Source organism: Bacillus nitroreducens (assembly GCF_964021195.1).
In genome coordinates, this window is sequence record NZ_CAXHYI020000003.1 from 836,489 (window position 1) to 862,369 (window position 25,881).

Annotated in this window: 22 protein-coding genes, 1 pseudogene and 1 riboswitch; of the genes and pseudogenes, 3 read left to right on the forward strand and 20 right to left on the reverse strand. The window is 36.0% G+C overall.

What is annotated here, in order from left to right; all coding sequences use genetic code 11:
* Positions 1-7: 7 nt before the first annotated feature.
* The 8 genes from ant(6) to ACWPVE_RS07940 form a co-directional block, all read right to left on the reverse strand.
* Entirely contained in the window at positions 8-862 is an 855-nt protein-coding gene (gene ant(6), locus ACWPVE_RS07905; protein ID WP_453992284.1) for an aminoglycoside 6-adenylyltransferase, read from the reverse strand.
* Positions 863-1,319: 457 nt separating this feature from the next.
* A complete protein-coding gene (locus ACWPVE_RS07910; protein ID WP_453992285.1) occupies positions 1,320-1,751 on the reverse strand; it encodes a DoxX family protein in 432 nt (143 codons plus the stop codon).
* A gap of 68 nt (positions 1,752-1,819) precedes the next feature.
* Positions 1,820-2,428, reverse strand: a complete 609-nt coding sequence (locus tag ACWPVE_RS07915) for a flavin reductase family protein (RefSeq protein WP_453992287.1) — start codon at positions 2,426-2,428, stop codon at positions 1,820-1,822.
* A 20-nt stretch (positions 2,429-2,448) separates the two neighbouring features.
* The gene (locus tag ACWPVE_RS07920) at positions 2,449-3,387 is read right to left on the reverse strand and encodes a ring-cleaving dioxygenase (RefSeq protein WP_453992290.1); all 939 of its coding nucleotides are present in this window, start codon (positions 3,385-3,387) and stop codon (positions 2,449-2,451) included.
* Positions 3,388-3,709: 322 nt separating this feature from the next.
* Positions 3,710-4,102: a VOC family protein gene (locus ACWPVE_RS07925; protein ID WP_453992292.1), complete on the reverse strand. Its 393-nt coding sequence runs from the start codon at positions 4,100-4,102 to the stop codon at positions 3,710-3,712.
* Positions 4,103-5,010: 908 nt separating this feature from the next.
* Positions 5,011-5,955 carry a ring-cleaving dioxygenase gene (locus ACWPVE_RS07930; protein ID WP_453992294.1) on the reverse strand — a complete coding sequence of 315 codons (945 nt, stop codon included), beginning with the start codon at positions 5,953-5,955 and terminating at the stop codon, positions 5,011-5,013.
* A gap of 50 nt (positions 5,956-6,005) precedes the next feature.
* Positions 6,006-6,449, reverse strand: a complete 444-nt coding sequence (locus tag ACWPVE_RS07935; RefSeq protein ID WP_453992296.1) for a MarR family winged helix-turn-helix transcriptional regulator — start codon at positions 6,447-6,449, stop codon at positions 6,006-6,008.
* 112 nt (positions 6,450-6,561) lie between these two features.
* Positions 6,562-8,841, reverse strand: a complete 2,280-nt coding sequence (locus ACWPVE_RS07940) for an EAL domain-containing protein (protein ID WP_453992298.1) — start codon at positions 8,839-8,841, stop codon at positions 6,562-6,564.
* Positions 8,842-9,199: 358 nt separating this feature from the next.
* On the opposite strand from ACWPVE_RS07940, the gene ACWPVE_RS07945 reads away from it, so the two are divergent.
* Both ACWPVE_RS07945 and ACWPVE_RS07950 read left to right on the forward strand, forming a co-directional pair.
* On the forward strand, positions 9,200-9,955 hold the full coding sequence (locus tag ACWPVE_RS07945) for a DUF2087 domain-containing protein (RefSeq protein WP_453992300.1): 756 nt from the start codon (positions 9,200-9,202) through the stop codon (positions 9,953-9,955).
* A gap of 65 nt (positions 9,956-10,020) precedes the next feature.
* Positions 10,021-10,383 carry a GIY-YIG nuclease family protein gene (locus ACWPVE_RS07950; protein WP_453992302.1) on the forward strand — a complete coding sequence of 121 codons (363 nt, stop codon included), beginning with the start codon at positions 10,021-10,023 and terminating at the stop codon, positions 10,381-10,383.
* A 36-nt stretch (positions 10,384-10,419) separates the two neighbouring features.
* Here ACWPVE_RS07950 and rsgA read toward each other — a convergent pair whose 3' ends face one another.
* From rsgA to ACWPVE_RS07970, 4 genes are all read right to left on the reverse strand, one after another.
* On the reverse strand, positions 10,420-11,505 hold the full coding sequence (gene rsgA, locus ACWPVE_RS07955; RefSeq protein ID WP_453992304.1) for a ribosome small subunit-dependent GTPase A: 1,086 nt from the start codon (positions 11,503-11,505) through the stop codon (positions 10,420-10,422).
* A gap of 245 nt (positions 11,506-11,750) precedes the next feature.
* On the reverse strand, positions 11,751-12,203 hold the full coding sequence (locus ACWPVE_RS07960; protein WP_453992306.1) for a hypothetical protein: 453 nt from the start codon (positions 12,201-12,203) through the stop codon (positions 11,751-11,753).
* Between the two features lie 22 nt (positions 12,204-12,225).
* Positions 12,226-12,552 carry an AzlD domain-containing protein gene (locus tag ACWPVE_RS07965; protein ID WP_453992308.1) on the reverse strand — a complete coding sequence of 109 codons (327 nt, stop codon included), beginning with the start codon at positions 12,550-12,552 and terminating at the stop codon, positions 12,226-12,228.
* Complete coding sequence (locus tag ACWPVE_RS07970) at positions 12,549-13,274, reverse strand: AzlC family ABC transporter permease (RefSeq protein ID WP_453992310.1); 726 nt, start codon at positions 13,272-13,274, stop codon at positions 12,549-12,551. The genes ACWPVE_RS07965 and ACWPVE_RS07970 overlap by 4 nt, the downstream gene beginning before the upstream one ends.
* Positions 13,275-13,372: 98 nt before the next feature.
* Between ACWPVE_RS07970 and ACWPVE_RS07975 the strand changes: the two genes are divergently transcribed.
* Complete coding sequence (locus tag ACWPVE_RS07975; protein ID WP_453992312.1) at positions 13,373-13,924, forward strand: helix-turn-helix domain-containing protein; 552 nt, start codon at positions 13,373-13,375, stop codon at positions 13,922-13,924.
* A 44-nt stretch (positions 13,925-13,968) separates the two neighbouring features.
* Here the strand turns inward: ACWPVE_RS07975 and ACWPVE_RS07980 are convergent, their stop codons facing one another.
* The 8 genes and pseudogenes from ACWPVE_RS07980 to glmS form a co-directional block, all read right to left on the reverse strand.
* Positions 13,969-15,111, reverse strand: coding sequence for a mannitol-1-phosphate 5-dehydrogenase (locus tag ACWPVE_RS07980; RefSeq protein ID WP_453992314.1), 1,143 nt, complete (start codon positions 15,109-15,111; stop codon positions 13,969-13,971).
* A gap of 6 nt (positions 15,112-15,117) precedes the next feature.
* Positions 15,118-17,211 carry a BglG family transcription antiterminator gene (locus ACWPVE_RS07985; protein WP_453992316.1) on the reverse strand — a complete coding sequence of 698 codons (2,094 nt, stop codon included), beginning with the start codon at positions 17,209-17,211 and terminating at the stop codon, positions 15,118-15,120.
* Between the two features lie 100 nt (positions 17,212-17,311).
* On the reverse strand, positions 17,312-19,222 hold the full coding sequence (locus ACWPVE_RS07990; RefSeq protein ID WP_453992318.1) for a PTS mannitol transporter subunit IICBA: 1,911 nt from the start codon (positions 19,220-19,222) through the stop codon (positions 17,312-17,314).
* A gap of 544 nt (positions 19,223-19,766) precedes the next feature.
* Positions 19,767-21,362 (reverse strand): ABC transporter permease, encoded by a 1,596-nt coding sequence (locus tag ACWPVE_RS07995; RefSeq protein WP_453992320.1) that lies wholly within the window; start codon positions 21,360-21,362, stop codon positions 19,767-19,769.
* Positions 21,362-22,279 carry an ABC transporter ATP-binding protein gene (locus tag ACWPVE_RS08000; RefSeq protein ID WP_453992322.1) on the reverse strand — a complete coding sequence of 306 codons (918 nt, stop codon included), beginning with the start codon at positions 22,277-22,279 and terminating at the stop codon, positions 21,362-21,364. Before ACWPVE_RS08000 ends, ACWPVE_RS07995 begins: the two co-directional genes overlap by 1 nt.
* A gap of 12 nt (positions 22,280-22,291) precedes the next feature.
* Entirely contained in the window at positions 22,292-22,717 is a 426-nt protein-coding gene (locus tag ACWPVE_RS08005; RefSeq protein WP_453992324.1) for a hypothetical protein, read from the reverse strand.
* 15 nt (positions 22,718-22,732) lie between these two features.
* A pseudogene (locus tag ACWPVE_RS08010) lies at positions 22,733-22,909 on the reverse strand (TetR/AcrR family transcriptional regulator); the annotation flags it as partial.
* 349 nt (positions 22,910-23,258) lie between these two features.
* A riboswitch (cyclic di-AMP (ydaO/yuaA leader) is annotated at positions 23,259-23,400 on the reverse strand.
* 503 nt (positions 23,401-23,903) lie between these two features.
* A complete protein-coding gene (gene glmS / locus ACWPVE_RS08015; RefSeq protein ID WP_453992326.1) occupies positions 23,904-25,706 on the reverse strand; it encodes a glutamine--fructose-6-phosphate transaminase (isomerizing) in 1,803 nt (600 codons plus the stop codon).
* Positions 25,707-25,881 lie beyond the last annotated feature (175 nt).

The window sequence follows — 25,881 nt, forward strand, 5'->3', positions numbered from 1 at the left end:
TCTGATTTCATAACTGAGGATAAATACTTTTTGTATACTTCGTTATTGATTCATCATAGTCTGGATATTTATAACCCAGTCCCTCCGCAACAGATTTTGAATATTTTCTAAATAACTCGTAACAAGTAAATAAGGACTGCCATACTCTCTCGTATTCTTCTTGAGAATAAGTTGAAAGTAAAATCTCCCAATCATCTTTTGGTAGATATTGATTAATAAATTTATAGTTTTTTCCTACACTAAAGGAGAAACCGTGTTCCAACCCAATTTTCCAAGACATCATTCTCAACAAATTAGGTCTCACAATCTCGTTTAGATGGTCAATGGCAAATAGGATTTCTTTCCGTGCAAGCCCTTTAACCACATATGTTGAAACCCACCAAAATTCGTTACAACAATCATCAAATTCTCTTGCTGTGGGCTTCTTAATCCAATACTTTTGATCACTTGGAATAACCTTATTCTTAACAAGTAAATCCTTATCTAGAAGTACTTCAACCAGACCATCACTATCGGAAAAATAATCATCAATCTCATTTACTGGAATCAGAGTTAAATCTACTTTAACCCCATCCTCAAAGAGCATAAGATAGGAGTACCAATTCCCTAACTCTGGAGGAAAAAGTTCCATGTCCTCTGGTTTCTGCATGATTAACCGCTTACCAAAAATATCAAGCCACCTATCACCGTCTTCTTTGAAAGAATCCATGTCTGTTACAAAGTAGGAAATATCATAATCCTGGAACAAATCACGAGGTATGTTTTTATTCGTTCTTGAACCCTCTAGAGTAACAAGGCGAATCCGTTCATCATTCCTTGCATAAGTAATAAACAATTCCATCATTTCTAACTCACTTCTCACTGTTCAATACCTCCATTCGTGTGTGATGAGTAGCCTCCACTGTTCATATCCTAAAAAAGCGAGTGAAACACACGGATCCCCATCCGAGCCTCAATCCACTCCGCCCTTGCTATTTCAATGATACTTTACATCTCCCTTAATGGAAAGAACAGGATAATTGATGATGTAACGCTCATGTCCCTAATGACCACCCAAGATACACCAAAATTTCATCACTGTTTAATTAGCATATTTCTCTATTACGTAATTACGTTTAGTTAGTAAAACGAAATCATGTCTATTGTTTAAAACTTTAAATTAGATGTATATCCCCAAGCAAACAATATTTTCCCAGAAAAAATAAGCACCCTATATGGATGCTTATTTTAGATTGTTATTAAATTAAGTGATAGGATAGGTCCCTCGCTCACTTTCAAGTTCAATGGTGGAAAAAGACCCGGCCCTTTCATCCCATCTACTAAGCGACTTTATTAAACTCCCCTGAAACCTCATTTGAGTTCTCTTTGAATAGCAAGCGACTAATTGACAGTAACTGACTTCCATTGATTGCTAGATAAATGGCGATTGCTAAAAATGCCAAATCCAATTCATATCCAGCCATTTGACCATTTCCTAGTAATCCAACTGGAAGTTTAACCGTAATTGTAGCTCCAATCATTAATAGAGCAAATAAACTAGATACAATTTTAGTAGCAAATCCTAGGAGAAGCGCTATACCCCCAACTAATTCAAGTATAGCCACTACATAGGCCATAAACCCAGGGATATGAATACTCTCAAACCATCCGACCGTATTTTCAATTCCTCCTTGGAATTTAACTACCCCATGGATTAAAAAAAGTACTCCTAATGTTAACCGTAAAATAAGTGCTCCTATTTCATTTTTCATTTTCTTCTTCTCCTTTTTATTCATTTTTTCTTATACAAAGATGTGACAAGTGACCTGTAATCTTACCCCTATTTAGGTCGTTCTATCTCAAAGATTTCTCCGATTTTTGCATAATTGGCGCCTGCCAGCCGGCTTACGGCAGCTAACTCTCTAGGGTTAATTCTTCCCTTTTCATAAATGTCTTCTTCGATATGGTATTGAACGATTCTTCCAATAATGAAATCACAACCAGGAGAAGTTTCACCGCCTAGTTCTAAAGAGTGCTCTAGTACACACTCAAATCGGACTCTCGCTTCTTTCACCCCAGGAACTGAAACTTTGACGCTATCAACTGAAGTGAAGCCTGCTATTTCAATTTCACTTTGATTTGGGGGTAAAGATGCAGCTGTTTTATTCACCATTTCAACATTTTGTTCATCCACAATATGGACGACAAATTCTTTGTTCTTCAAAATATTTCGAGCTGTGTCCTTTTGTTTCCCTCCAGACCGTTGAACCGACAATGAAAGCATCGGAGGATTCGAGGATACGATATTAAAATAACTAAAAGGCGCTCCATTTAAGACTCCCTCTTCAGAGCGTGTTGTAACGAACGCAATTGGCCTTGGAATAATACTCCCGATTAGAAATTTATAATTATCTCTTTCTGAAATGGAAGTAGGGTCAATAGAAAGCATCGGATTCATTCCTTTACAAATTAGTCGAGGTTTCTCACTTTAATAGGGATTAAGCTACGTTCAAGCTGCTCTCTATATTGTTCATACTGCACAGGTAACATTAATTGTTCTCCCATTGTTTCTTGAGATTCGTCATGAGCAAATCCTGGAGGGTCTGTTGCAATTTCAAATAAAATTTCCCCGTGCTCTCTAAAATAAATGGCATTGAAATAATTTCTGTCTCTAACAGTCGTGACACCATATCCATTTTCAGCAACATGCTTTTGCCACTCTAATTGATCTTGGTCATCAATTGCTCTCCATGCAATATGGTGAACAGTTCCAACACCCATTGATCCTCGTCCAACTGGATGTAACTTTAGATCAATAATATTCCCAATGTCTGCTGTAGAACGGTAACGAACAAGGTCTCCTTCCTTTCCAACGTATTCAAGCCCCATTACTTTTTCAAGTAATTCTCCTGTTTTATCAGGAGAGGATGAATATAGAACGGCTCCACCAAAGCCTTTTATCGCCACTTCAGGTGTTACGTTTCCGAATGTCCAAGAATTGATTTCCCCTTCCTCTCTTTCGACGATTTCCAAGTGAAGCCCATGTGGGTCATCAAATTCCAGGTAAGTTTCCCCAAATCGAGTATTTTTTTTATAAGGTATTTCAAACTTGGTTAATCTTGATTCCCAAAAATTCATGGCTCCTTTTGGAACTACATAAGATGTAACACCAACCTGCCCATCTCCGATTCTCCCCTGGCGAGCACCTGCCCAAGGGAAGAATGTGATAATTGTCCCTGGTTTTCCCCCTTCATCTCCGAAATACAAATGATACGTACCAGGATCATCAAAGTTTACAGTCCGTTTAACTAAACGTAATCCTAATACTCCTGCATAGAAATCCACATTCTCTTGTGGGTGTCCCACTATTGCTGTGATATGGTGAATTCCTGTTGTTCTTTTACTCATTTTCTACACTCCTATTCCTACTGTATATAAATTCATTTTCAGGTTTTACAAAAAAGATATACTTCAATCAAGTATCTCGAATTCAAGATATTATCCTAAGAAAAAATGTCAACATCAATTGACAGTTCAATTCGCTATTTATCTTGAATTCAAGATAATAATAATCGATAAAAGATGATTTGTCAACTTTCTATTTTTACCTTAGTTTGTCTTCTGTGTTCAATTCAAGTGTTTCATTAATAACGCTATTAAAATGTGAAAGTTTTATTGATAGAAAAGCACCTACCTCTATGAGGAAGGTACCTGAAAATCATTTCTTTCATTAACTTTTCATATGTAGAGATTCGGGATTCATCTCCATAAATTCAATCCAATTTCCATCAGGATCTACAACCCAGAATTGGTAGTTCAATGCCATTCCTTGTGTAATTTCTGTTGCTAATTGTACTCCATTTTTCCTCAATTGGGCAGCCGTTTCATGGATATCATCCACCTCAAAACAGATATGGTCTACTCTATTTTTCTCACTCTCGACACCGCCATAAAAGAGTTCAATAAAACATCCATCAGCAACTTTCACGTATACAATAAACGGCTCACCATTGGGGTGATTTAATTCAAACGCTTTCTTAAAACCAAGCTTATTGCAGTAAAAATCCAAGGATCGTTCCATATCTACTACATGAAATCCTTTATGATTAATCCCTTTAATCATTGTCCATCCCCACCTATTCTACTTTTTTGAATTCAGAATTTTTTCTCTTTATACACATTTATTATAAAGCTTCTCGATCAGGTGTGTCTAACTTTTGGGCAAACAGTACTTTTTACACCTCGCCTCAAGCGTCCGCATTTTCATATAAATGATGGTTTTGCTACTAATTCAGACCTGTTCCGTGTTATCGACAAGATGAAGTGGTTTGGAGCGATTTCCATAGAACCTTTTCCCTTTCATCTCCACCATGAAGAGGATTTTGAAGGATTTACACGGACCCTTTCCCTTTCATCTCCACCTTGAAGAGGACTTAGATCCATTTCCTCGGACCTTTTCCCTTTCATCTTCACCATGAAGAGGATTTAGATCCATTTCCACGGACCTTTTCCCTTTCATCTCCTCCATGAAGAGGATTTTGAAGGATTTACACGGACCTTTTCCCTTTCACCTTCACCATGAAGAGGACTTAGATCCATTTCCACGGACCTTTTCCCTTTCATCTCCACCATGAAGAGGATTTTGAAGGATTTACACGGACCTTTTCCCTTTCACCTTCACCATGAAGAGGACTTAGATCCATTTCCATAGGACCTTTTCCCTTTCACCTTCACCATGAAGAGGACTTAGATCCATTTCCATAGGACCTTTTCCCTTTCACCTTCACCATGAAGAGGACTTAGATCCATTTCCATAGGACCTTTTCCCTTTCATCTCCTCGATGAAGCGTGCTCGAAACAAAATCCAAGCCCCTTCCCCTTTTCATCATCACAATGAAGAGGAGAAGAGGCTATTATCAACAGCTAAAACTACACCAAAACCTGCACGAACACCTTACTGAGTGAAAATTGACCCAACATAATAGTAGAACTAGATAGGATTTCCTAATTGCCCGACCCTTTCGTCTGTTATTAATTCTCTTCAATTGGTTTTAAACTTTCTTCAATTTCAGCACGTCGATTTTCAAGAAATGGTGGTAAATCTAAAGATTCACCGAGTGTTTCAACATCCCCATCTATTGTGAAACCAGGCTCATCTGTTGCAATTTCAAATAAAATTCCGTTTGATTCACGGAAATATAAACTTTTAAAGTAGAAGCGGTCTACAATCCCAGATGTATGAAATCCTCGCGCTTTCACTTTTTCAGCCCAATAGGCAAGCTCAGTGTCGTTCTTAACACGAATCGCTAAATGATGAATACTACCACGACCTGGCCTTTCAGTAGGACCATCTAATGATTTAACCACGATTTCTCCAAATACTTCACCCTGTACAGATTGGAATATTGCTTCATCTTCCGTACGTGAAACCTCTTGATAACCGAACATTTCGGTTAGTGTTCGAGCTAGTTTATCAAGCCTTCGCACGGTTATTTCCACTGAGCCCATCCCTTGGATTTGGTGTTCTTCTGGCACATTTGATTTTTCCCACGTTTCCCAATGGTCAACTTTTTCACCTTTTGAAACTAGGAGTACCATCCGCAATCCTTCTTGATCCTCAAATTGTAAGGCTGGCTTGTTGGCATATGTTGTGATTTCACTATGCTTTACACCATACTCTTCAAAACGTGCTTTCCAATACGTTAAGCTATTTTCAGTTGGTACAAGTAAACCAATCCTTGTAATGGCATTTGTACCTCGATGTGTCCTACCTACTGGTGGTATTTCAAAAAATGACAACTCTGTACCTGGACTTCCTGTCCTGTCTCCATAAAACAAGTGATACATGGATGGATCATCCTGGTTCACTGTCACTTTCACACGCCGTAACCCCAGTACTTTTCGGTAAAACTGGTTATTTAAGTTTGCGTCCTTTGTAATCATTGAAATATGATGGTGTCCTGGAATTATATACATTGGTATCTCTCCCTTTGTCATTTTACTAATCAAGTGACATAATAAAAAAATTATCTATTCTTCATTATTTTTTCTTCACTATTTTTTTGTACACGCGAGATAAGATTATATAATATTTTTTGTTCTTCGTTAGATAAACATTCATCAAAGAAAGAGGATTGAAAAGCAAGCTGCGCATCAAACGCATGATCTAGTTTTTCTCTTCCTTTTTTCGTTAATGAAATGGTTTTTGTTTTCCAATCTTGCTTTCGTTCAATAAGGTCTTCTTTTTCAAGACGGGATAGCATACGTGAAATACCGCCCTGCGTCACCGTAACTTTCTCAGCAAGCTCACTTTGAGTTAAAGGTTCGTATGTTGAAATTTGCATTAACACATCAAATTGAGCAGTTGTTAGATTATACTGTTTTAAAAAATCATTAGATAGCAAGTTACTTTGATGAGTGAAGCGAGTGATCCGTAGCCAAATTAGTGAACCTCGAGTATTTTTCTTCAATGCGTCAATATCACTCCTTTTGTAACAATTTCTTAACTACTCAATTGATAAGAACGCAATAAAGGTACCTCGAATCAAAGATACCTTTATTGCGAATAAAATAGATTTCCTTTTATATCGCTACATGAATCTTTGTCATATAATCTTCAAATGCTGTTACCTTTAATGGGCGACTATAATAATAACCTTGCCCAAGTATAGAGCAATCTTTACTTAACTCTTCAACATGCTCCTTAAGTTCCACTCCTTCAGCAATCACGTTTAGTCCAATTGAAGTAGCCAAGTTTATAATTGCTTTTGCAATTTCTTTACTTTCTTTATTTGTATGAATATCTTTTACAAACGAGCGATCAATCTTTAACGTATTTATTGGAAGTTCTTTTAGATAACTTAGGGAACTATAGCCCGTTCCAAAATCATCGACAGAAATATGGATGCCTAGATCTTGAATTTCCTTTAAAATAGAAATCGTATTTTTGGCATCAGCTAATACACTTTCTGTAATTTCTAATTCAAGCCACTTTGGGTCTAATCCAGTTTCCTGTAAAATAGTTTTAATTGTATTTATAAAATGAACATCCTCCAACTGACGAACCGAAACATTGACAGATAACATGATCGGCGGATAACCCTTTTCTTGCCATGCTATTGTTTGTCGAACACTTTCTCTTAGTATCCAATCACCCAGTGGGACGATTAACCCCGTTTCTTCTGCCAATGAAATAAACTTTCCTGGAGAAATAATACCTAACTCAGGATGATTCCATCTAACAAGTGCTTCCATTCCAATTAGCTCATTCGTAGACATGTTCATTTTTGGTTGATACTCTAGGAAAAATTGTTTATCTTTAATCCCTTGTCTTAGTGCATTTTCAAGGATTCGACGTTCTAATGATTGATGTTCCATAACTTGATTGAAAACAAAAAAATCATTTTTACTACTTTCTTTTACATAGTAAAGTGCTATGTCTGCATTCTTAATCAAATCTTCTGGTGTTTCCCCGTGTTTAGGATAGTGAGCAACCCCTATACTGCTGGTAACTGAAAAATTTTGACCAGTTACGGTAATAGGGTTTTGAAATTGATTTAATATCCTTTGTACAATTTCAATGGCATCATCTTCATGTTCCATATCTTTTAACATGACTACAAATTCATCTCCACCCAATCGAGCTGCTATATCTGTTGGACGAATAACAGAGAGAATTCTCTTGGCTGCTTCTATAAGTACAAGGTCTCCTGTGTCATGTCCCCATTGATCATTAATTTGCTTAAAATTATCAAGATCAATAAATAATACAGACAGTTTAGACCTGGATTGATTTTGATTCATGACTTCATTGCGGAGTTGATTCATTAACGATCTTCGATTTGGAAGATTTGTCAAAGAATCATAAAATGCTAGTTGATATATGGATTTTTCTATTTCTTTTCGTTCACTTATATCGCGCATGGTGATTAACAATAATTCGTTTTTTGAAAATGAAGGTTCATTAAGACTTTTGATAGTTGCCTCAACATCGATAGAATGTCCCTCTTTATGCTGGAGTCGAAACTCGACCTTTAATGCCTTTTTTATGGTTTTTTTTGAAAAAGAGAATAATTCTTTTTTTAAATAAACCTGGTCATCATGATGGATTTTTTCAAAAAAGTTACTCTTTTGAAGTAAAGAAACATCATCATTTAATACTGTTTTAAATGATGGATTCACATATTGAATAGTCCCGCTCCTATTGATAATCGCCACTAGATCTGTTAGGTTTTCGGTAACCAGCTTGTGAACATCATTGTTTATTGTTTCATTATTTATTTGATTATTTTCATCTATCGATTTACCGTTCATGATAGAGGTATTTGAATATACACAGTTTGGCTGGTTTAATTCCAATTCAACTTTGATTTTTACCTCTTTGCCAACGAGCACTCCTCCCGTTTCTACTGCCGCATTCCAGGTAAGACCGAATTCCTCACGGTTAATCTTCGCTTCAGCTTCATAACCATAAACTTCTATTCCTTGTTGGTTTTTAGCTTTGCCACCGAACTCAACATCGAATGTCACTTGTGTTGTTACATCTTTAATCGTTAGGTCACCAGTCACTTCAAACCGATCATTATTTTTTGTAATTTTGGTAGATTTGAAATCAGCTGTTGGATAATTTTGAACGTCGAAGAAGTCTGCTGATTTTAAGTGTTTATCGCGTTCTTGGTTACGAGTGTTAATACTATGCACATCAAATTTGAAGTCAATCTTTGCCCCTGTTAAATCAGTTAAGTCCTCTGCCTCTATCACAGCTGTAAAGGAATCAAATAAACCTCTTACCTTTGAAATCATCAGATGTTTTACTTCAAAACCAACTGTAGAATGCAATTTGTCTATTTCCCAGTTCCCCATTACAACTTAACCCTCTTTTCCATTCGCATAGATAATTTGATTAATCAAGTGATATTAAATTTTTTTATCTCGAATTTAAATATCTCGAATATAGGATATATGGTATTCCTTTAATGAAAATATGTCAAGGAACAGAAGAAGGGGACAGGAATTCCACACTTACACTGAATTGTCCCGTTCCAGAATACAAAAAAACAAACATCATTAATTTTCGTTTAATTAATAACAAACACTATTACATATTGTTTAAGTGTTAATTTGACAGCACCTAAACTTTATAATAATATGTTTGTTATATACTAAACGTTATTTCGATTTGTTAGCTCTAAATTAAACGTTGATTGGATGTGTTTAAACATTGGATATTTCAGAACATTTTTGGAATGCTTCATTGAATGAACTTAAACAAGGATATATTCAAGACTCGGATTCATTTATTTGTCTCTTATGTGGAAAGAAAGTAGAAAAAGGAATCATTTATCCTCACGAAGGAGTCCTTTATGAAGCCCAAAGGTATATGCGTATGCATATCGAGGATGCCCATCATTCAGTATTCCATTATTTAATCGGTCTTGATAAGAAACTTACAGGACTTACCGACCATCAAAATCAACTACTTCGTCTTTTCTATCAGGGGAAAAGTGATAAAGAAGTACAATCTGAGATGGGGATTGGAAGTACCTCTACAATTAGGCATCATCGTTTTGCATTAAAGGAAAAAGAGCGTCAAGCAAAGACCTTCTTAGCGTTGATGGAGCTTTTAAAAGAAAAGGACCAGTATGCGCCTGCATTTGTCCCGCCACATAAAACGGCAACTATGATTGATGATCGGTATGTTGTGACGGAAGAGGAACAGCAAAAATTTATTCAAAAGTTTTTACCTGATGGGATAAATGGCCGTTTAACAAAATTCCCGTCGAAAGAAAAGCAAAGGCTTATTATACTGCGGGAATTGACGAAGCGGTTCGAAAGGAATATTCCTTATTCCGAGGAGGAAATCAATAAGATTTTAGAAGAGATTTATGATGATTACGTATTAATTCGAAGATACTTAATCGATTATGGATTCCTTGAAAGAAAATCTGATGGAAGTCAATACTGGCTTAAATCATAAAGTGTAACTAAGAATGAGGTTCCGTGACCCTATAGTAAAATAATGAACGAAAGTGAGTGTCAATAATGGACCGAAAAAAAACGTTAAAACAAATCTATAAGGAAACCCCGATTGAAGGTGGTGTTTTCCAAATTAAAAATAATCAAAATGGAAAACTATACATTGGAAGTACAAGAAATTTTAAAACATTAAATGGGCTAAAATTTAGTTTAGAAGCTGGTGCATTCTCTCCTACAAATAAGGAACTCCAAGAAGACTGGAATCAATATGGTGCAGGAGCATTCAGTATTGATAAATTAGAAACACTAAAAAAGAAGGACGATCCGTATTTTAATGAGAAAGAAGCCTTACAGGAACTAGAAATCAAATGGTTAAATCAGCTTCAACCATATGGGGAAAAAGGATATAACAAGAAAAAGAATATGTAAGAAGGACACGGTATAACCCCGTGTCCTTCTTATTAGTTATCTACTTTTTTTGTTTTTTTGCTCTTTCAAAAACTTCCTTGCATTTTTCATGCCGCCCATTTCTTTAAACATATGATTGAGCTTTTCTTTTTCTATTTTCTTGGAATTCAAGCCTTCATACTTTGTTTCCTTTTTCAATTTTCGATAGCTTTCTAATCTCTCAGTAGACAACAATCCATCCTTAATGGCTTTTTGTACAGCACACTTCGGTTCAGTACTATGTGTACAATCATTAAATCTACAATCAAAGGCTAATTCTTCAATATCAGCGAACGATTTTGAAAAATCGGCACGAACTAAACCTATCTCGCGCATACCTGGTGTGTCAATCACAACACCTGTTCCAGGCAACATGATGAGTTCACGCCTTGTCGTCGTATGTCTTCCCTTATCGTCATTTCTAACATCACTTGTATCTAGTACATCTTGACCTAGTAAACGATTAATTAAGGTTGATTTTCCAACACCAGACGAACCGATAAATGCAACTGTCTGGCCATTAGAAAGATATCTTTCTAATGAATGTTGACCATCGTTAGTCGTACTTGTAGTAATATGCACTTCCACACCTATTGCGATTGACGAGATATCGTTAACCCTTTGTTCTATATCCGTACATAGATCCGACTTTGTTAGGACTACAACTGGCATTGCCCCGCTATCCCATGCGATCGAAAGGTAGCGTTCAAGTCTACGAAGATTAAAATCATGATTCGAAGACATACAAATAAATACAGTATCAATATTTGTAGCGACAACTTGCGAATCTTCCTTTGAACCTGACACTTTTCGAGCAAAAATACTTTTTCGTTTTAGAACTTGATGAATAATCCCATTTCCCATTATATTTTCTGTCCGATCAACCATCACAAAATCGCCAACAGCTGGAAAACTAGAAAGATCCTCAACGCGATAGTGGAATTTTCCTGATATTTCAGCGTTTATCTCGCCATTTTCGGTCATAACCTTATAGACATTTTTGTATTGCGATGAAACTCGACCAATAAAAAGGTCTTTATATTGTTGTGACTCCTGAATCAATTGATCAGTAAGTCCTATATTTTTCATATTAATTTTATTCAATTTCATTTCCTCCTAAAGTTTCGATTGGAGCCTTTGGGAGGTTCTATGCATGAATTTAGTTCGCACAACCCTCCCTATTTACGACAATCTCAGCTTTATGGTTGTTACACATCATACAACATCTCCTTTCTTTATATGAGTATCATAATATTAAATCGATATAAGGGACAAGTACCCCCTCTTATTTCCCTATATTGGTGAACAAGGAATATATTGTTACTAGTATGATTAATTCTATTACCCTTCTATTCATCCTCTGGCTTTTCACTCAACACCCAAGGGATTCGGGCTTCGAAATCCAATTGTAAAACAGGCTTTGGAAAATCATCATGTACAAATGTTAACTCTTGATTGAAGCCGAACGTGAAGTTTTCAACTCTGGCTGTATTGTTATCTTTCCATTTAGAGTCTGTACAATACTCCCCTTCTATTAATTTACCAACTAAATGATAACTCCCCATATACAGATATAGTCCATTTTCTATTTCGCCAAACTCCGATAAATGGCTGGGCTTAGACGCATTAATTCCTAACGCATGAAATACCTCCATAACGGCTGGTTCGAAAAACTTACTTGCTTCTATATAATTTTCACAGTATAGGCAATGGCATGTTTCAATATTTTTGCAGAAGAGGTCTCTTGTCTTATTTAGATTGATTTCTAACATCCACTTCAATAGCTCTATTTTCTTATTCATCCTCTTCGCTCCTTTGATACCATTAAAACAAAAATCGAACGGTTGCCATACTTATTACCCCTACTATCACTGTAATGGACAAACTTTTTGTCCAAAGAGCGATGATGAGGGTTGGGATAATAGCTGTAAGGACTCTCCAATCAATCGATAATAAGGATGTTTCATCTTGAATGATAAAGCTATCTACGATTAGTGCTGCAAATATACAAATCGGAATAAAAGAAAGCCATTTGATTACAATTTTCGGTAGCCCTATATTTCTAATGACCATAAATGGAATTACTCTCGGAAGAAAAGTAACAATTGCCCCACCTAGAATGATCAATAATATTGATATATCCAAACTCATTTGTCCTTCACCGTCCCAATCGTTGCAACAATAATTGTTGATAAGAGAATCGCTATATAGGAAGGAACAAACATACAGAGCACCAACATGGATAGTATGACGTATACAATGAGTGATAAATAAAACTTCAATTTACTTTTTTCCATGCTCTCTAACTGCAAAACTAGCAGTGCTAGAAACATAGCTGTTAAAGAAAAGTCTAATCCTAAAACTTCTGGATTTGAAATCCATTTACCAAAGACAGCACCTAACGTACAAGATAAAATCCAGAAAGTGTAAGCAGTTAGATTTAACCCATTCATCCAGCGGTCGCTAATCGTTTCTCTTTTCGCAATCTTATTCGCAGCAACACCGAATGACTCATCTGTTAAAAGGGTTCCAAACCCGATATTTTTCATTAATGAATACTTCGTAAAGTGAGGGGCTAATGTCATACTTAATAAAAAGTGACGTAAATTCACTATAAACGTTGTAAATACAATGACAGAAAAAGGACTTCCTGCTACTAGCAAGGCACAAATGATAAATTGAGCTGCCCCTGCGTAGACTAAGATTGATAGCAACGCAACCTCTAGAATACTTAAATTAGAGGATGCTCCAACAATCCCCATCGCAATTCCAATTGAGACATAACCAATTAGTGTTGGTACACAATCTTTTACACCTTGAGAAAAAGTTGGGATACTCTCTTCCTTATTTATTTGAGTTGCTAATACATTCATCGTTATCCACCTTTTGTATGATATATTACACTTTTGTCTGTTATGTTGTTTAATCGTATGTTATATTGAATACAAACAAGAGTCAAGGAGTTTTTTTTATGGATTACATTCAAAATGTTATCTCAACTAATCTTGCCAATATAAGAAAAAATAGAGGGTTAAGCTTAGATAGCATGTCAGAACTGACGGGTGTTAGTAAGGCAATGTTAGCTCAAATTGAAAATGGAAAATCAAATCCAACTGTTACTACGCTTTGGAAAATAGCGAATGGGCTGCAAGTCTCCTTTTCAGCTTTTCTAAAGGAAACGGATAAGCCTCATTTTGAAAAAATAAATATGAATGAACTGAACCCAGTCATTGATGATGACGGAAATTATTTAGTGTATTCTATCTTTCCTTTTCATCCAGAAAGAAAATTTGAGGTATTCACGATAGAATTGAAACCTGGGATTAGCCATATATCTGAAAAGCATATAGGTGAGGAATATATAGTTATACAAAAAGGGACGCTTACTCTTAATCTTCAAGGGGTTGAGGTTAAACTAAATTCAAACGAGGCTATCAAATTTAATGCAGATACTGAACATATTTATATAAACACAACAGAAGAGCTGGTTAGATTCTACATGATTATCTTTTATCCAGAATAAAAATTAAAAAGCTGGATCTTTTAAGATCCAGCCTTTTTATACTCTTATCCTTTAATAGACTCATATTGCTCAATAATTACTTTTGTTATTTCATTTGATTCGTCTAATTGACAAATTTCTTTTAACACATATGCTATACCTTGATCTTGAATCATTTTTTGTAATTCCACTGATTCTGGATCATCTTGAACGTCGAATAAAAGACAAGCGGCTACAGCACTTGCTAAGTTGTGGAATGATAAGCCTAGCTTTTGAGCTTCTACCATTGGTTTTACTAATCTGTCATTTGGTCCTAGTTTACGGATCGGTGAGCGACCTACACGAGTGACATTATCATGTAAATGTTTATTTTGAAAACGGCCAATTATTTTCTCAATATACTTTTGATGCTCTTCTTCATCTAATTGGTAACGTTTCGTTAAGTAAGCTCCTGTTTCTTCAATCGTTGCCTTAACTTTCTTATAGATACTTGGATCATTCAGTGTTTGGTCAATGGTTTCTTTACCTTCCAAATAACCGAAATATGCGGTTACAGCATGTCCAGTATTCACTGTAAATAATTTTCTCTCGATATATGGTGCTAAATCTGCAACTTTCGTCATTCCTTCAACTTCTGGGATATCCATAGTTGTTTCAACGATCCACTCATAGTATGGTTCTACTACAACATCAAGAGGGTTTTTATTATTTTGTATTGGAACGATCCGATCAACTGCTGAGTTAAAATAATAGACGTTGTTCTCCATTTTTTCAACTTCGTCTTGAGTAAGCCCCTTTTGAATATAGCCTTTTAATAAGTCTGTTGCGGATATTTGGTTTTCGCAAGCAATGACATATACAGGTTCATCTGTAACGTTCACTCTAGATTGCAAGCCTTTTGCAATTAATGGAGCAATATGTGGTAATATATTTGGACCTATAGCTGTTGTGATGTACGTTGCTTCCTCAATTTCTTTAACGACACTTTCTTCTTGCTTCATATTGTTTAATCCAGATACATGTTTAATTTCTGATACTTGAGGAGTATCTTCTGCTGTAATCACTTTATAAGCTTTGTCTTTATTTAATTGATCAATAATCGCATCTGCTATGTCAACAAACGTTACGTGATAACCTGCTTGTGAAAACAAAGCTCCAATAAAGCCTCTACCGATATTTCCAGCACCAAAATGCACTACTTTTTTCACAATAACTCAATCCCTTCCAAATTTATCTTGTATAAAGTTCAAAAATGCTTCTTCTAACTTTGCCCGAATTATCCTTTCATTAGCAGAAGAAAAAACCATCATATTTTCCTTGTTTTCAACAATAATCGTACTTACCAAGCTTATTATTTCCAACTCAAGATTATTTAAAGTTTGTGGAGCAATGAGCAAGAGAATCGTATAGACATCCATTTCCTTACCATCCATGCCTATTAGCCTGTATGGAGACTCTACATTTGCGATTTGAAAACTGATTTCTTTTACACTCTCATGTCGGCAATGAAAGAGAGCAAAACCAGTTTGAGGAATCCCTAATCCTCCTTTTGCTTCACGAAGCTTTAGTTGATGAAACACATCTTCTACCTTTGTGATACTCCCTTTTTCCCTTTCGAATCCCAGCATCTTTTTAATGAGTGAATCATAGGTGGTTTCATTTTTCATATTGTGTAAAGAAAAGTTTCGTAAGAGAGTACGAATACTCTTCTGACAGATATCAACCTCTTCCATAAAGGTATAAAGAGAAGTTCGTTGCTTTTGAGTCTCTTTTTGATTGACCTCATTTCTTTCCGATGAATAACTAACATTTTTAGTGATATTCTGAACATGAGTTCGTATATAAGATTGAATTTCCTGTACATCTTTTTCGTGTAAGAGTGGATTTACATAAACATATTCAAGATTCTCCTGTAAGGGGAGCAGGACAGTAGAAACAATGACTTGATATTGACTCCAATCAATCGTATGCATTTCTTTTAACGAGATAATATCGCTTGATGTAATTTCTGGAATTTCTTTTTTTATTCGACTTGCCAGCATCTTTGAAGTGCCAATGCCAGTAGGACAAATGATTAAAGCGTGAACCTTAACCTCCTCTTTTTTCAACTCCAATGCTGATCCAAAGTGCAGTACAATATAGGCTATTTCACTATCAGAAAATGACAGGTTAGCAAATACCTCATTCACACTTTTCTCAACCGCCATAAATAAAAGAGGATATTTTTGTTTAATTTCTTCTGTTAAGGGATTAAAATGAGACACCCCTTTATTCATACGGTAAATTGTCGGTTCCATATGAGCCATAAGTCCTTGAAACAAAGGGAAATCTGCTGATAAGTCAACATTCAATTGCTCGGAGACATCATGAATCAATTTCTTAACGGAGCGACTAATAAGAATTTGATCATAATACGTATTCTCGGGCTCGACAATTTTTGAACCTCTTAAAATAGATACAAAATAGGAGATTTCATGATTGTTTAGCTCGATTGAAAAGTAATTGGCTAGATCATCACATATCTTATTCAATAGAGAAAATTCCTCAGAGTTCTTATTGAGAGTAAAATCATATTTATTTATGGAAAGCGTATATCCCTTTTTAATCCTTTGTAAAGATATACAAATATGAATAATGAACGCAATATAATCACTATCTGCTAATTTAAATGGTGATTGATTTATGTAAGAATAGACAACTTTATCGATTATCTTTAAATCATCCTTATTAAGGTAAAATAAAATTTTATCATTTTGTAACCTGTCGTTCGAAAGCAAAAATAAGCTCTCAATCAATTCTTCATTAAAATGAATGAGTAAAAAACTTACTAAGGCATTTCTTTTATCTTCTTCCGATCCAATAATTTCAACCCCGACGCCTTTTTTTCGATGAAGCTTGATATCATAGGTTTTCAACCACACCATCAACTCATCTAAGTCCGTCCCCAAAGTTGTAATTGATATGCCTAACTCGTTTGCTAAGGAAGGTAGTTTTATAGGTCCTTCTGCATCTAATAGTTTGGTATAAGCAAGTAACCTTCTTTCTTCTAACGAAAAATCAATTGGATTAATTTTATTTAACTCTTGGATCAGTCTATAAAAGTTATTGTTAGTACCTAAAATTGTTAATCCGTTATCATTTTCTACCGATAAGTCGAACTTTTTTAGAATCTTTTCTATGCTTTTTAAATCCCTTTGAATTGTTCTTGTACTGACATGTAGAAATTCAGCAATGGAAGAGATTGAATGCTTCCCACCTTTTTTCACCATTAGGTCAATAATTGCCTTCTCCCTTGATGTCATCATCATTTTCATCAACTCTTTTCAATCAATTTCATTCTATAAATGATTGATATTATTCATAAAAATGGAAGAAGAAAGATGCATGTTTGCATCTTTCTTACTTAACTTATTTCTCAAAGGAAGCTCCGATAATACTTAGGATTTCATCTACTGTCTTAGCATTTGCCATTTTTTCAACATTTTCCATTTCAGAACATGTAATCGCAATTGCAGACAATATTTCTAAATGTCCTCCTTCTTTACCAGCAATTCCAAATATCAAACGAACTTTTTGTCCATCATAATCAATACCTTCTGGAACTTGAATAATCGTAACACCTGATTTTTTAACACTTTTCTTTGCTTCATCTGTTCCATGAGGGATCGCTACATCGTTACCCATATAGGTAGTAGTCATATTATCTCTCTCAATCATCGCTTCGATATACGATTCTTCTACATAACCACCATCTACCAGAACCCTTCCTGCAAATCGAATTGCTTCTTCCTTAGAGGAGAACTTTTTATTTAAGAAGATGTTTTCTTTTCTAAGAACTTCTTGATTCGTTGATGATGTTTCATTTACTTCTTCATTTAATGATTTTTCTTCCAAAACGTCTTCTGTTTTTAGACGATGGATCAATTCATCATATTTTGGACTTGATAAGAAATTGTCCACTGAAATATGATACGCATTTGGTACTTTTTGTTTTGCACGAGGTGTTAGTTCCTCTTGTGTTATAACTAGTTTTGCATCACTAGGAAGATTACTTATAGCTGTATTAGTAACCTTCATATTTAATCCAGCTTCTTTTACTTTTTTCCTTAATAAAGAAGCTCCCATAGCACTTGATCCCATACCAGCATCACATGCAAAGATAATATGGTTGATATCTTTCGGTTTGATTTCCCCATTCGCAACTTCAGCAGTACTTAGTGTACTTGCCACACTACTTTTCTTACCTTTCATTTCCTGCATTTTTCGTGATGCCTCTTCAATACTTTCTTCTTTTCCTTTACTTGTTTTTAATACGATTGAAGAAATAACAAGTGAAACAACAGCTGCCACAACGACACCAGCAATATTAGCAAAATAGTTACCTGCAGGTGTTACAGCAAGAATAGCAAGAATACTACCAGGTGAAGATGGTGCCACTAAACCGCCACCAAGGACAGAAAGTGTGAATACTCCACTAATTCCTCCTAAAATAACTGCTATAAATAACAAAGGATTCATTAACACATATGGGAAGTAGATTTCATGAATACCACCAAAGAAATGAATGATACTAGCACCAGGTGCTGTTTGCTTAGCTGTACCTCTTCCAAAGAAGCAATATGCTAAAAGAACACCGATACCAGGTCCAGGGTTAGCTTCCAATAAGAATAAGATAGATGCGCCAGTTTGTTTCACTTGCTCTATCCCGATTGGTGATAATACACCATGATTTATGGCATTATTTAAGAACAATATTTTTGCTGGTTCAATGAGAATGCTTGTTAAAGGAAGAACTCCTACCCCTAACATCCATTCGACACCAGTTACTAACCATCCTGTAAGTACGCTTACTCCAGGTCCTACTAACAAGAAGGAAAGGATCGCAAGTAAGCCACCTAGAATACCAGAAGAAAAGTTATTCACTAGCATTTCAAAGCCAGTTTTAATTTTACCTTCGATTAATGAGTCAAATTTTTTGATGACCCATCCTCCAATAGGACCCATAACCATTGCTCCGAGGAACATTGGTATTTCAGCACCAACAATAACCCCCATTGTTGCAATCGCCCCAACGACACCCCCACGAGTGTCATATACCAGTTTACCTCCAGTATAACCGATTAATAATGGTAATAAATATTTTACCATTGGGTCTACTAATGAAGCTAATTCCTCATTCGGGAACCATCCTGCTTCTATAAAAAGTGCTGTAATTAGCCCCCATGCTATAAACGCGCCAATATTCGGCATTACCATAGAGCTTAAAAAGTTACCGAACTTCTGAACGCGAACTTTTATACCTCTATCTTGTTGAGTCATTTGACCCACTTCCTTTCAAAATCATAGTACTGATATATTAATCTTAGAGAATTAAACGCTTTCAAACAATCGAAAGTAGAACTAATTTTGTCCAAATACTCTATGTCAAAACTTTTTTAACTCTACTCATCCTTATTCTAACGGTGGAAAACCTTATAATAAGGATATTTTTAATGTTAACGACCACTTATTTTTTTATGCTTCCAAACGACTAGTTTTTCGAATGAATCCCCTTATCCAGACAGTATACTCAATCATTATCTTTCTCTGTTAATAGGTCCGTTCTCCAAACGGAACAGATATAAGAAAAATGTGGAAAATGAGACTAAAAGAACATCTTTTATTACTATCCTGTGTTCACCCGTTCTATAAGGAACGATATGAGACATCCTGAAGTTGCTAAGAACAAGAAGTTGAAAAGGTATCCTGAATAAAAAAACAGGGACGAAGTCCTACTGGACCCGTCCCGAATTGATTATGGTTAAAGAATCTATTTAAAAACGATCGAGTACATATTAAATCTCCCGCTACTCTTCTTTGCTTATTATATATCACGCTTTCGAAAGCCAACAAAGCTGATAAGGATTAACCCTACAGCAATAATACTTAATAAGAATAATGGCATAAAAGTTGCTTCCTCTATAGGTACTTGTGGAACATGCCCAAATGGAGAAAGTTGCCCCACCCAATCTGGAAATTGCATCAAGTTCCCTAAATATAGGACAAAGAATGAATAAAGAAAATAGAACCAAACCATATGGGTCAACCTTGGTAGAAATCCATTTAAAAATGCAGCGATACTAATCATAACAAGCATGGCTGGAAAAAATACAAAGGCTGCACTGAAGATCATTCCGAGTTCAAGACCTTCCTCCATTACTGATGCTGCAGCAGACCATAGACCAAGAGCACTAAGTGCGATCATAACAAAACCATTCACAACTGCTAGAATTACATATGAGCCTATAAGCTTTGTCCTAGAGACAGCCCTACCTAATAAATGCTCTAAACGGCCTTTTTTCTCTTCACTGCGCAGTTTATTCATAGCCATAACTGGAGGAACTGTTGCTAAAAGAGAAATAACGATCATTAATGTTGGAATAAATTGTTCTACTATGGAAGCCCCTTCTGCTTGTTGTAACATTTGTTGATACGTTTCATTTCCTTCAAAAAACGATTCTAAATCACCAAATATAGATCCATAGGAGGCACCGAGCACATACAACCCAATTGCCCACGATATAAACTCTGTCCGCTGTAATCGAAATGCTAACCCAATTGGACTTTGCAATAGACGAGTGGCATATCTCCTCCCTGGTTTAGAAGCTATAAATCCTTGCTCCAAATCACGTACACTATTTAAATAGTTTGCTAATATAAACAATACGAGAGAAACAACCAACATTAGGAATATCGGCGTCCAATTATTAGATGAATATACTTCAGCTTTTATTACCCATCCTAATGGAGAAAGCCATGATAAGGCTTCGTTACTTATATCCGTAATAGCCCTAAATAGATAGAAAAAGATCAGTATAGCAACCGACCATCCAATCGTAACCCGGGAACTTTCTGTAAGTTGGGCAAAAACCGCTGTAACTCCTGCAAAAACTAACCCCGTCCCACCTAAAACAGCACCATAAAGGAAGGAACCTCCTAATTCCATACTTTCAATTCCAAGTCCATATAACCCAATACTTATTAGTAGTGCCAAAACAATAAACGTCCCACTTGTTACAACTAATGTAGCATTTAAGTAAGAAAGTCGGCCTGATGGTAAGGAACGGATCATTTCAATACGACCATCTTCTTCATCTGCCCTCGTATGTCGGGTGACAAGTAAAATAGCCATTAGCCCTACAATTACCGCAGTCATTACTAACATATTATGGGCTGTCATTGCTCCAGTTGTATAATTATCGAAATCACCAGTCCCTAACATAGCAGTAATAGCTGGATTTGCCATTGTTTCAGTTATGGCATCTCTTTCCTGTTGCGTTTCATATAAATTTTCAAAAGCAGGAGGTACGATTAAGGTAAAGAACATCAAACCAATTATCCATAACGGGGCTCTTATACGGTCAAGACGCAGAATAAACCGCGATAACTTTCCTGTGTTAGCAAATATATTTAGATTCACTAACGGACACCTCCCGTTACTTTCCCTTCTGCTTTATCATTGCTTTCATAATGACGCATAAATAAATCTTCAAGAGTCGGTGGTGCACTTTCCAACTTTATAATTCCAAACTGACTAATATATCTAATAGCATTATCCAGTTCTTCCGTATCAACCTGGAATGTCAAACCTTTATTTGTTTCTTCTACTTCATGAATTCCTTGTAATTCGTTTAATGATGAAATGGGCTTCTTTGTCTTAACAAGGATATGTGTACGAGTTAGGTGACGAAGTTCATCTAAGGATCCAGTTTCTATTATTTGGCCTTTACGAATAATTCCGACCCTATCACATAATTTTTCCACTTCAGAAAGGATGTGACTAGAAAGAAGTACACTTTTACCTTGGTTTTTAACCTCCATCACACACTCTTGAAATACTTGTTCCATCAACGGGTCCAGTCCCGAGGTTGGTTCATCTAAGATATACAAATCGGCATCTGATGAAAATGCTGCAATTAACGCAACCTTTTGTCTATTCCCTTTAGAATACGTTCTGCATTTCTTGGTGGGGTCTAGATCAAATATATTAATCAGCTCTTCTCTCCTGCTCTTATTATTTCCACCTCGTAATTTAACAAATAAGTCAATGACCTCCCCACCAGTTAGGTTTGGCCATAAATTAACATCACCTGGTACATATGCCAATCTCTTATGAATTTCAACTGCATCATTCCAAGCATCCTTACCAAAAATCTTAACTTCCCCTTCAGTTGCCTTTAAAATACCTAATATTACTCGTATTGTCGTTGATTTACCAGCTCCATTGGGTCCAATAAACCCAAAAACCTCCCCACTACCCACTTCGAAATTAACTCCGTCTAGGGCTGTAAACTTCCCAAACTTCTTCGATAGATTGATAACCTCCAATACGCCCATACCTCATCCTCCTTATTTGTAAAAACAATTCTTTAGTATGTTAGAATAGCTCTCCCATTCTTTAAGATATCCCTCTCCAACTTCCTCAAAGGTATTTAATTGATTGATCGCTTTTTGCCCAAATCCAAACATCGTCCAATTTATAATTTCAATTGTTTTTTGAATGTCGATATCCTCACGAAATTTGGAGTAGTCTATATTTTCATATATTTTTACAATCCCCACATCAAAAATAGAGTTCACTCTTTGATTGATGTCGTCCTTCACTTCTTCCGATTCCTCATGGGTTAATGAAATTAGAAAATCAAAAACTTTAGGATATTTCTTTTGTATTTGTAGTTTTTTTAATCCTAATTTTTCTATCCTTTTAAAAATATCGGTTTCATTAAAATCTATTTGTTCATAGATTGTCTCGATAACTTGAACACTGTACTCCATTAAATATAAATAAAGATCCTTCTTACTATTAAAATAGTTAAATAATGAACCTTTAGAGATTTTTGCCTCTTTTACAATTTCATTTGTTGATGATTTTTCAAAACCACTTTGAGCAAATTCCTTTAATGCGGCATTAATAATACGTTTCTGTTTATCAGATTTTAAGCTGTTAAATAATGAATTAATGATGATGCTCCCCTTTCTACCATACCTTCATGACCGATATGGTCATTTACACTTTAACAAAAATGACCAAAGTGGTCAATAGAGGTTATAGGAATAGGAAGAAAAAGTTCATAGTTCACTTGTCTATCATTAATTCAATCGTTTTAATGACCCGTTTGTCATTAATTCCGAACTTTTTCCTTAGAACTTCTTCATGGATGTTTTCCTAATGAATAATTATATCTCCAAGAAATTAATCCAATCCCCTCCTTCTACTTCCCAACAAACACACTGAAAGATCCGCTATATAGAGCATGAAAAAAGGACCATGACACATAAGAATGGCCTTAGGGTAACCCTGTTGACCTTTCCCTCTGGTAATACTCGTAACGCTTACGAGGTTAGCTGTCGGATTAGAGAAAGAGAGTATCCCCTCTTACAAAGTAAGATTCACCCCAAGATAGACAAAGCTATCGAATTGTTTCCCCCGCTCAATACAGATTCAGCGAATAAAAGGTGCTCGGAAATATGTAATTTTAAATTCCCTAAAAACACTCCCATTTTTTGCTTTTGTCAATTACTTTTTTTCACTTAAACAAGGAAAAGTCAGCTTAATTAACTTCCTTGTTTAAGATTAAAAGTAGTTTAGTTTATGAACGATTTCCAACTTTAGAACTCATACTAAACAGTAATTTTCCTACAACCATCCTCACTTTGAATAAGGGTAACTCCACTGCAAAAAATTCTTTGCCGTCAGATTGAAGAAAGGTAAAGAAAATATTGAAAAGGAACTGAACTCTACGGGTTATACATTGAGGAAAATCTACTGAATAGAATTAATTTGTGAAGTTATTGAACAAAAAAAAAGGAACGTAGTCCTACTGGACCCGCCCCGATATAATATTAATTTTTTATTAAAAAACCGATTGAATAGCGATTGGTTATATAGTAGACTGCCTGCTACTCTTCCCGCTTCCTTACTGTTTGGATACCGACTTTTTAGCAGGTAAGTAACAACAAGTTATTCCACCGTTACGCTCTTTGCTAAGTTACGTGGCATATCGACATCACAGTCGCGGTGTAGTGCTGCGTAATAAGAGATTAGTTGCAATGGAATAACAGAAATTAATGGTGTTAATAGTTCATGAACAGCTGGAAGAACATAACGGTCCTCCTCTGTTTCTAAGCCTTTCATCGAAATAATACAAGGATGCGCACCACGTGCGACTACCTCTTTTACATTTCCACGAATGCTTAGGTTGACATGCTCTTGTGTAGAAAGGGCAATTATCGGTGTTCCTTCTTCAATCAAGGCAATTGTTCCGTGCTTTAATTCTCCTCCAGCAAATCCTTCTGCTTGTATATAGGAGATTTCTTTTAGCTTTAGGGCGCCCTCTAATCCAACAAAGTAGTCGATTGCACGACCAATGAAAAAGCAGTTGCGCGTTGTTGTCATGTACTCCCACGCGATGGCTTCCATGACTTCTTTATCACCACAAAGTGCTTCCATACTGTTTGCAATGATACCAAGCTCTTTAACAAGATCCATGTTTTGCTTTATGCCCTTTGATTCGGCTGTTACATATGCAAGGATAGCTAGAACCGCCAACTGAGCTGTATACGCTTTTGTTGAAGCAACGGCAATTTCTGGTCCAGCATGAAGTAACAATGTAAAGTCAGCCTCTCTTGAAAGTGTCGAACCTGGTACATTTGTAATCGTAATGGATTTGTGACCCAATTCTTTTACACGCACTAAAACTGCACGGCTGTCTGCTGTTTCACCACTTTGTGAAATGAAGATGAATAATGGTTTATCTGTTAGTAATGGCATATTGTACGAAAATTCGCTAGCAATATGAACCTCAACAGGGATATGCGAAATTTTTTCAATGAATTGCTTTCCAACAAGACCTGCGTGATAGCTCGTTCCAGCAGCGATGATATAGATGCGGTCCGCTTCCTTCATTGCTTCAAGAATACTAGGGTCAATCACTAACTTACCACTTTCCGTTTGATATTCTTGAATGATTTTTCTCATGACAAGTGGCTGTTCATCGATCTCTTTTAGCATATAATGTGGGTAAGTTCCCTTTTCAATGTCACTTGCATCTAGCTCTGCTGTATATGCGTCACGGTTGATGATTTCACCCGCTAAATTTTTAATTGTAACAGAATCTCTTTTAACGATCACGATTTCCTTATCCATCAACTCGATATATTGATCTGTTACTTGTAGCATTGCCATAGCATCACTTGCTACAACATTAAAGTGTGTGCCAAGCCCAACAAGTAAAGGGCTTTTGTTTTTCGCAACATAGATCACTTCGTTGTTTTGCTCATCGAGCATCGCAATTGCATAAGATCCTTTGAGAGTACCTAATGTCTTTCGAAAAGCTTCTTCTACTTCGAGACCTTGATTGACAAATTGCTCTATTACTTGAACAATGACTTCAGTATCAGTATCGCTTTTCATCTCAACATTTTGTAAATACTCATCCTTAAGTTGTGTGTAGTTTTCGATCACACCATTATGGACAAGAGTGAATCGTCCAGAAGATGTTTGATGAGGATGTGCATTCATTTTACTTGGCGCTCCGTGGGTTGCCCAACGAGTGTGTCCAATCCCAGCCATCGCAAATACATTTTGGTCTACTGCATTACGAAGGATTGAAATACGTCCTTTTTCTTTAAAAACATGAACACCTTCATCATTGATAACCGCAATCCCCGCTGAATCATATCCACGATACTCGAGCTTTTCTAGTCCCTTTAACAAAATCTCTTTAGAGTCTTGATTTCCGATATAACCTACAATTCCGCACATAAATTTGTTCCTCCCTAAAAAGGGAACAAGAAAGCACGGGGCTTACTTGCCCCTTTTTTCATATTTATCTCTTTTGTTCAATCATATTCTTCCGTTTGTGCAGAGAGTCACCCCTCTGTTTTACATAGAAGAACTTACGGTCGTGATTGATACCAACCGGGAGGCATCCGCCGAA

What these genes read in the sequence shown, in the direction of transcription:
- ACWPVE_RS07940 (WP_453992298.1), bottom strand. Translation starts at nt 8,841, where the DNA reads ATGGGGAACTGGGAAATAGACAAATTGCATTCTACAGTTGGTTTTGAA.
- ACWPVE_RS07970 (WP_453992310.1), bottom strand. Translation starts at nt 13,274, where the DNA reads ATGAATGTATTAGCAACTCAAATAAATAAGGAAGAGAGTATCCCAACT.
- ACWPVE_RS08005 (WP_453992324.1), bottom strand. Translation starts at nt 22,717, where the DNA reads ATGGAGTACAGTGTTCAAGTTATCGAGACAATCTATGAACAAATAGAT.
- ACWPVE_RS07990 (WP_453992318.1), bottom strand. Translation starts at nt 19,222, where the DNA reads ATGACTCAACAAGATAGAGGTATAAAAGTTCGCGTTCAGAAGTTCGGT.
- ACWPVE_RS07910 (WP_453992285.1), bottom strand. Translation starts at nt 1,751, where the DNA reads ATGAAAAATGAAATAGGAGCACTTATTTTACGGTTAACATTAGGAGTA.
- ACWPVE_RS07925 (WP_453992292.1), bottom strand. Translation starts at nt 4,102, where the DNA reads ATGATTAAAGGGATTAATCATAAAGGATTTCATGTAGTAGATATGGAA.
- ACWPVE_RS07975 (WP_453992312.1), top strand. Translation starts at nt 13,373, where the DNA reads ATGGATTACATTCAAAATGTTATCTCAACTAATCTTGCCAATATAAGA.
- ACWPVE_RS07920 (WP_453992290.1), bottom strand. Translation starts at nt 3,387, where the DNA reads ATGAGTAAAAGAACAACAGGAATTCACCATATCACAGCAATAGTGGGA.
- ACWPVE_RS07930 (WP_453992294.1), bottom strand. Translation starts at nt 5,955, where the DNA reads ATGTATATAATTCCAGGACACCATCATATTTCAATGATTACAAAGGAC.
- ACWPVE_RS07965 (WP_453992308.1), bottom strand. Translation starts at nt 12,552, where the DNA reads ATGAGTTTGGATATATCAATATTATTGATCATTCTAGGTGGGGCAATT.
- ACWPVE_RS07915 (WP_453992287.1), bottom strand. Translation starts at nt 2,428, where the DNA reads ATGCTTTCTATTGACCCTACTTCCATTTCAGAAAGAGATAATTATAAA.
- glmS (WP_453992326.1), bottom strand. Translation starts at nt 25,706, where the DNA reads ATGTGCGGAATTGTAGGTTATATCGGAAATCAAGACTCTAAAGAGATT.
- ACWPVE_RS07950 (WP_453992302.1), top strand. Translation starts at nt 10,021, where the DNA reads ATGGACCGAAAAAAAACGTTAAAACAAATCTATAAGGAAACCCCGATT.
- ACWPVE_RS07985 (WP_453992316.1), bottom strand. Translation starts at nt 17,211, where the DNA reads ATGATGATGACATCAAGGGAGAAGGCAATTATTGACCTAATGGTGAAA.
- ACWPVE_RS07960 (WP_453992306.1), bottom strand. Translation starts at nt 12,203, where the DNA reads ATGAATAAGAAAATAGAGCTATTGAAGTGGATGTTAGAAATCAATCTA.
- ACWPVE_RS08000 (WP_453992322.1), bottom strand. Translation starts at nt 22,279, where the DNA reads ATGGGCGTATTGGAGGTTATCAATCTATCGAAGAAGTTTGGGAAGTTT.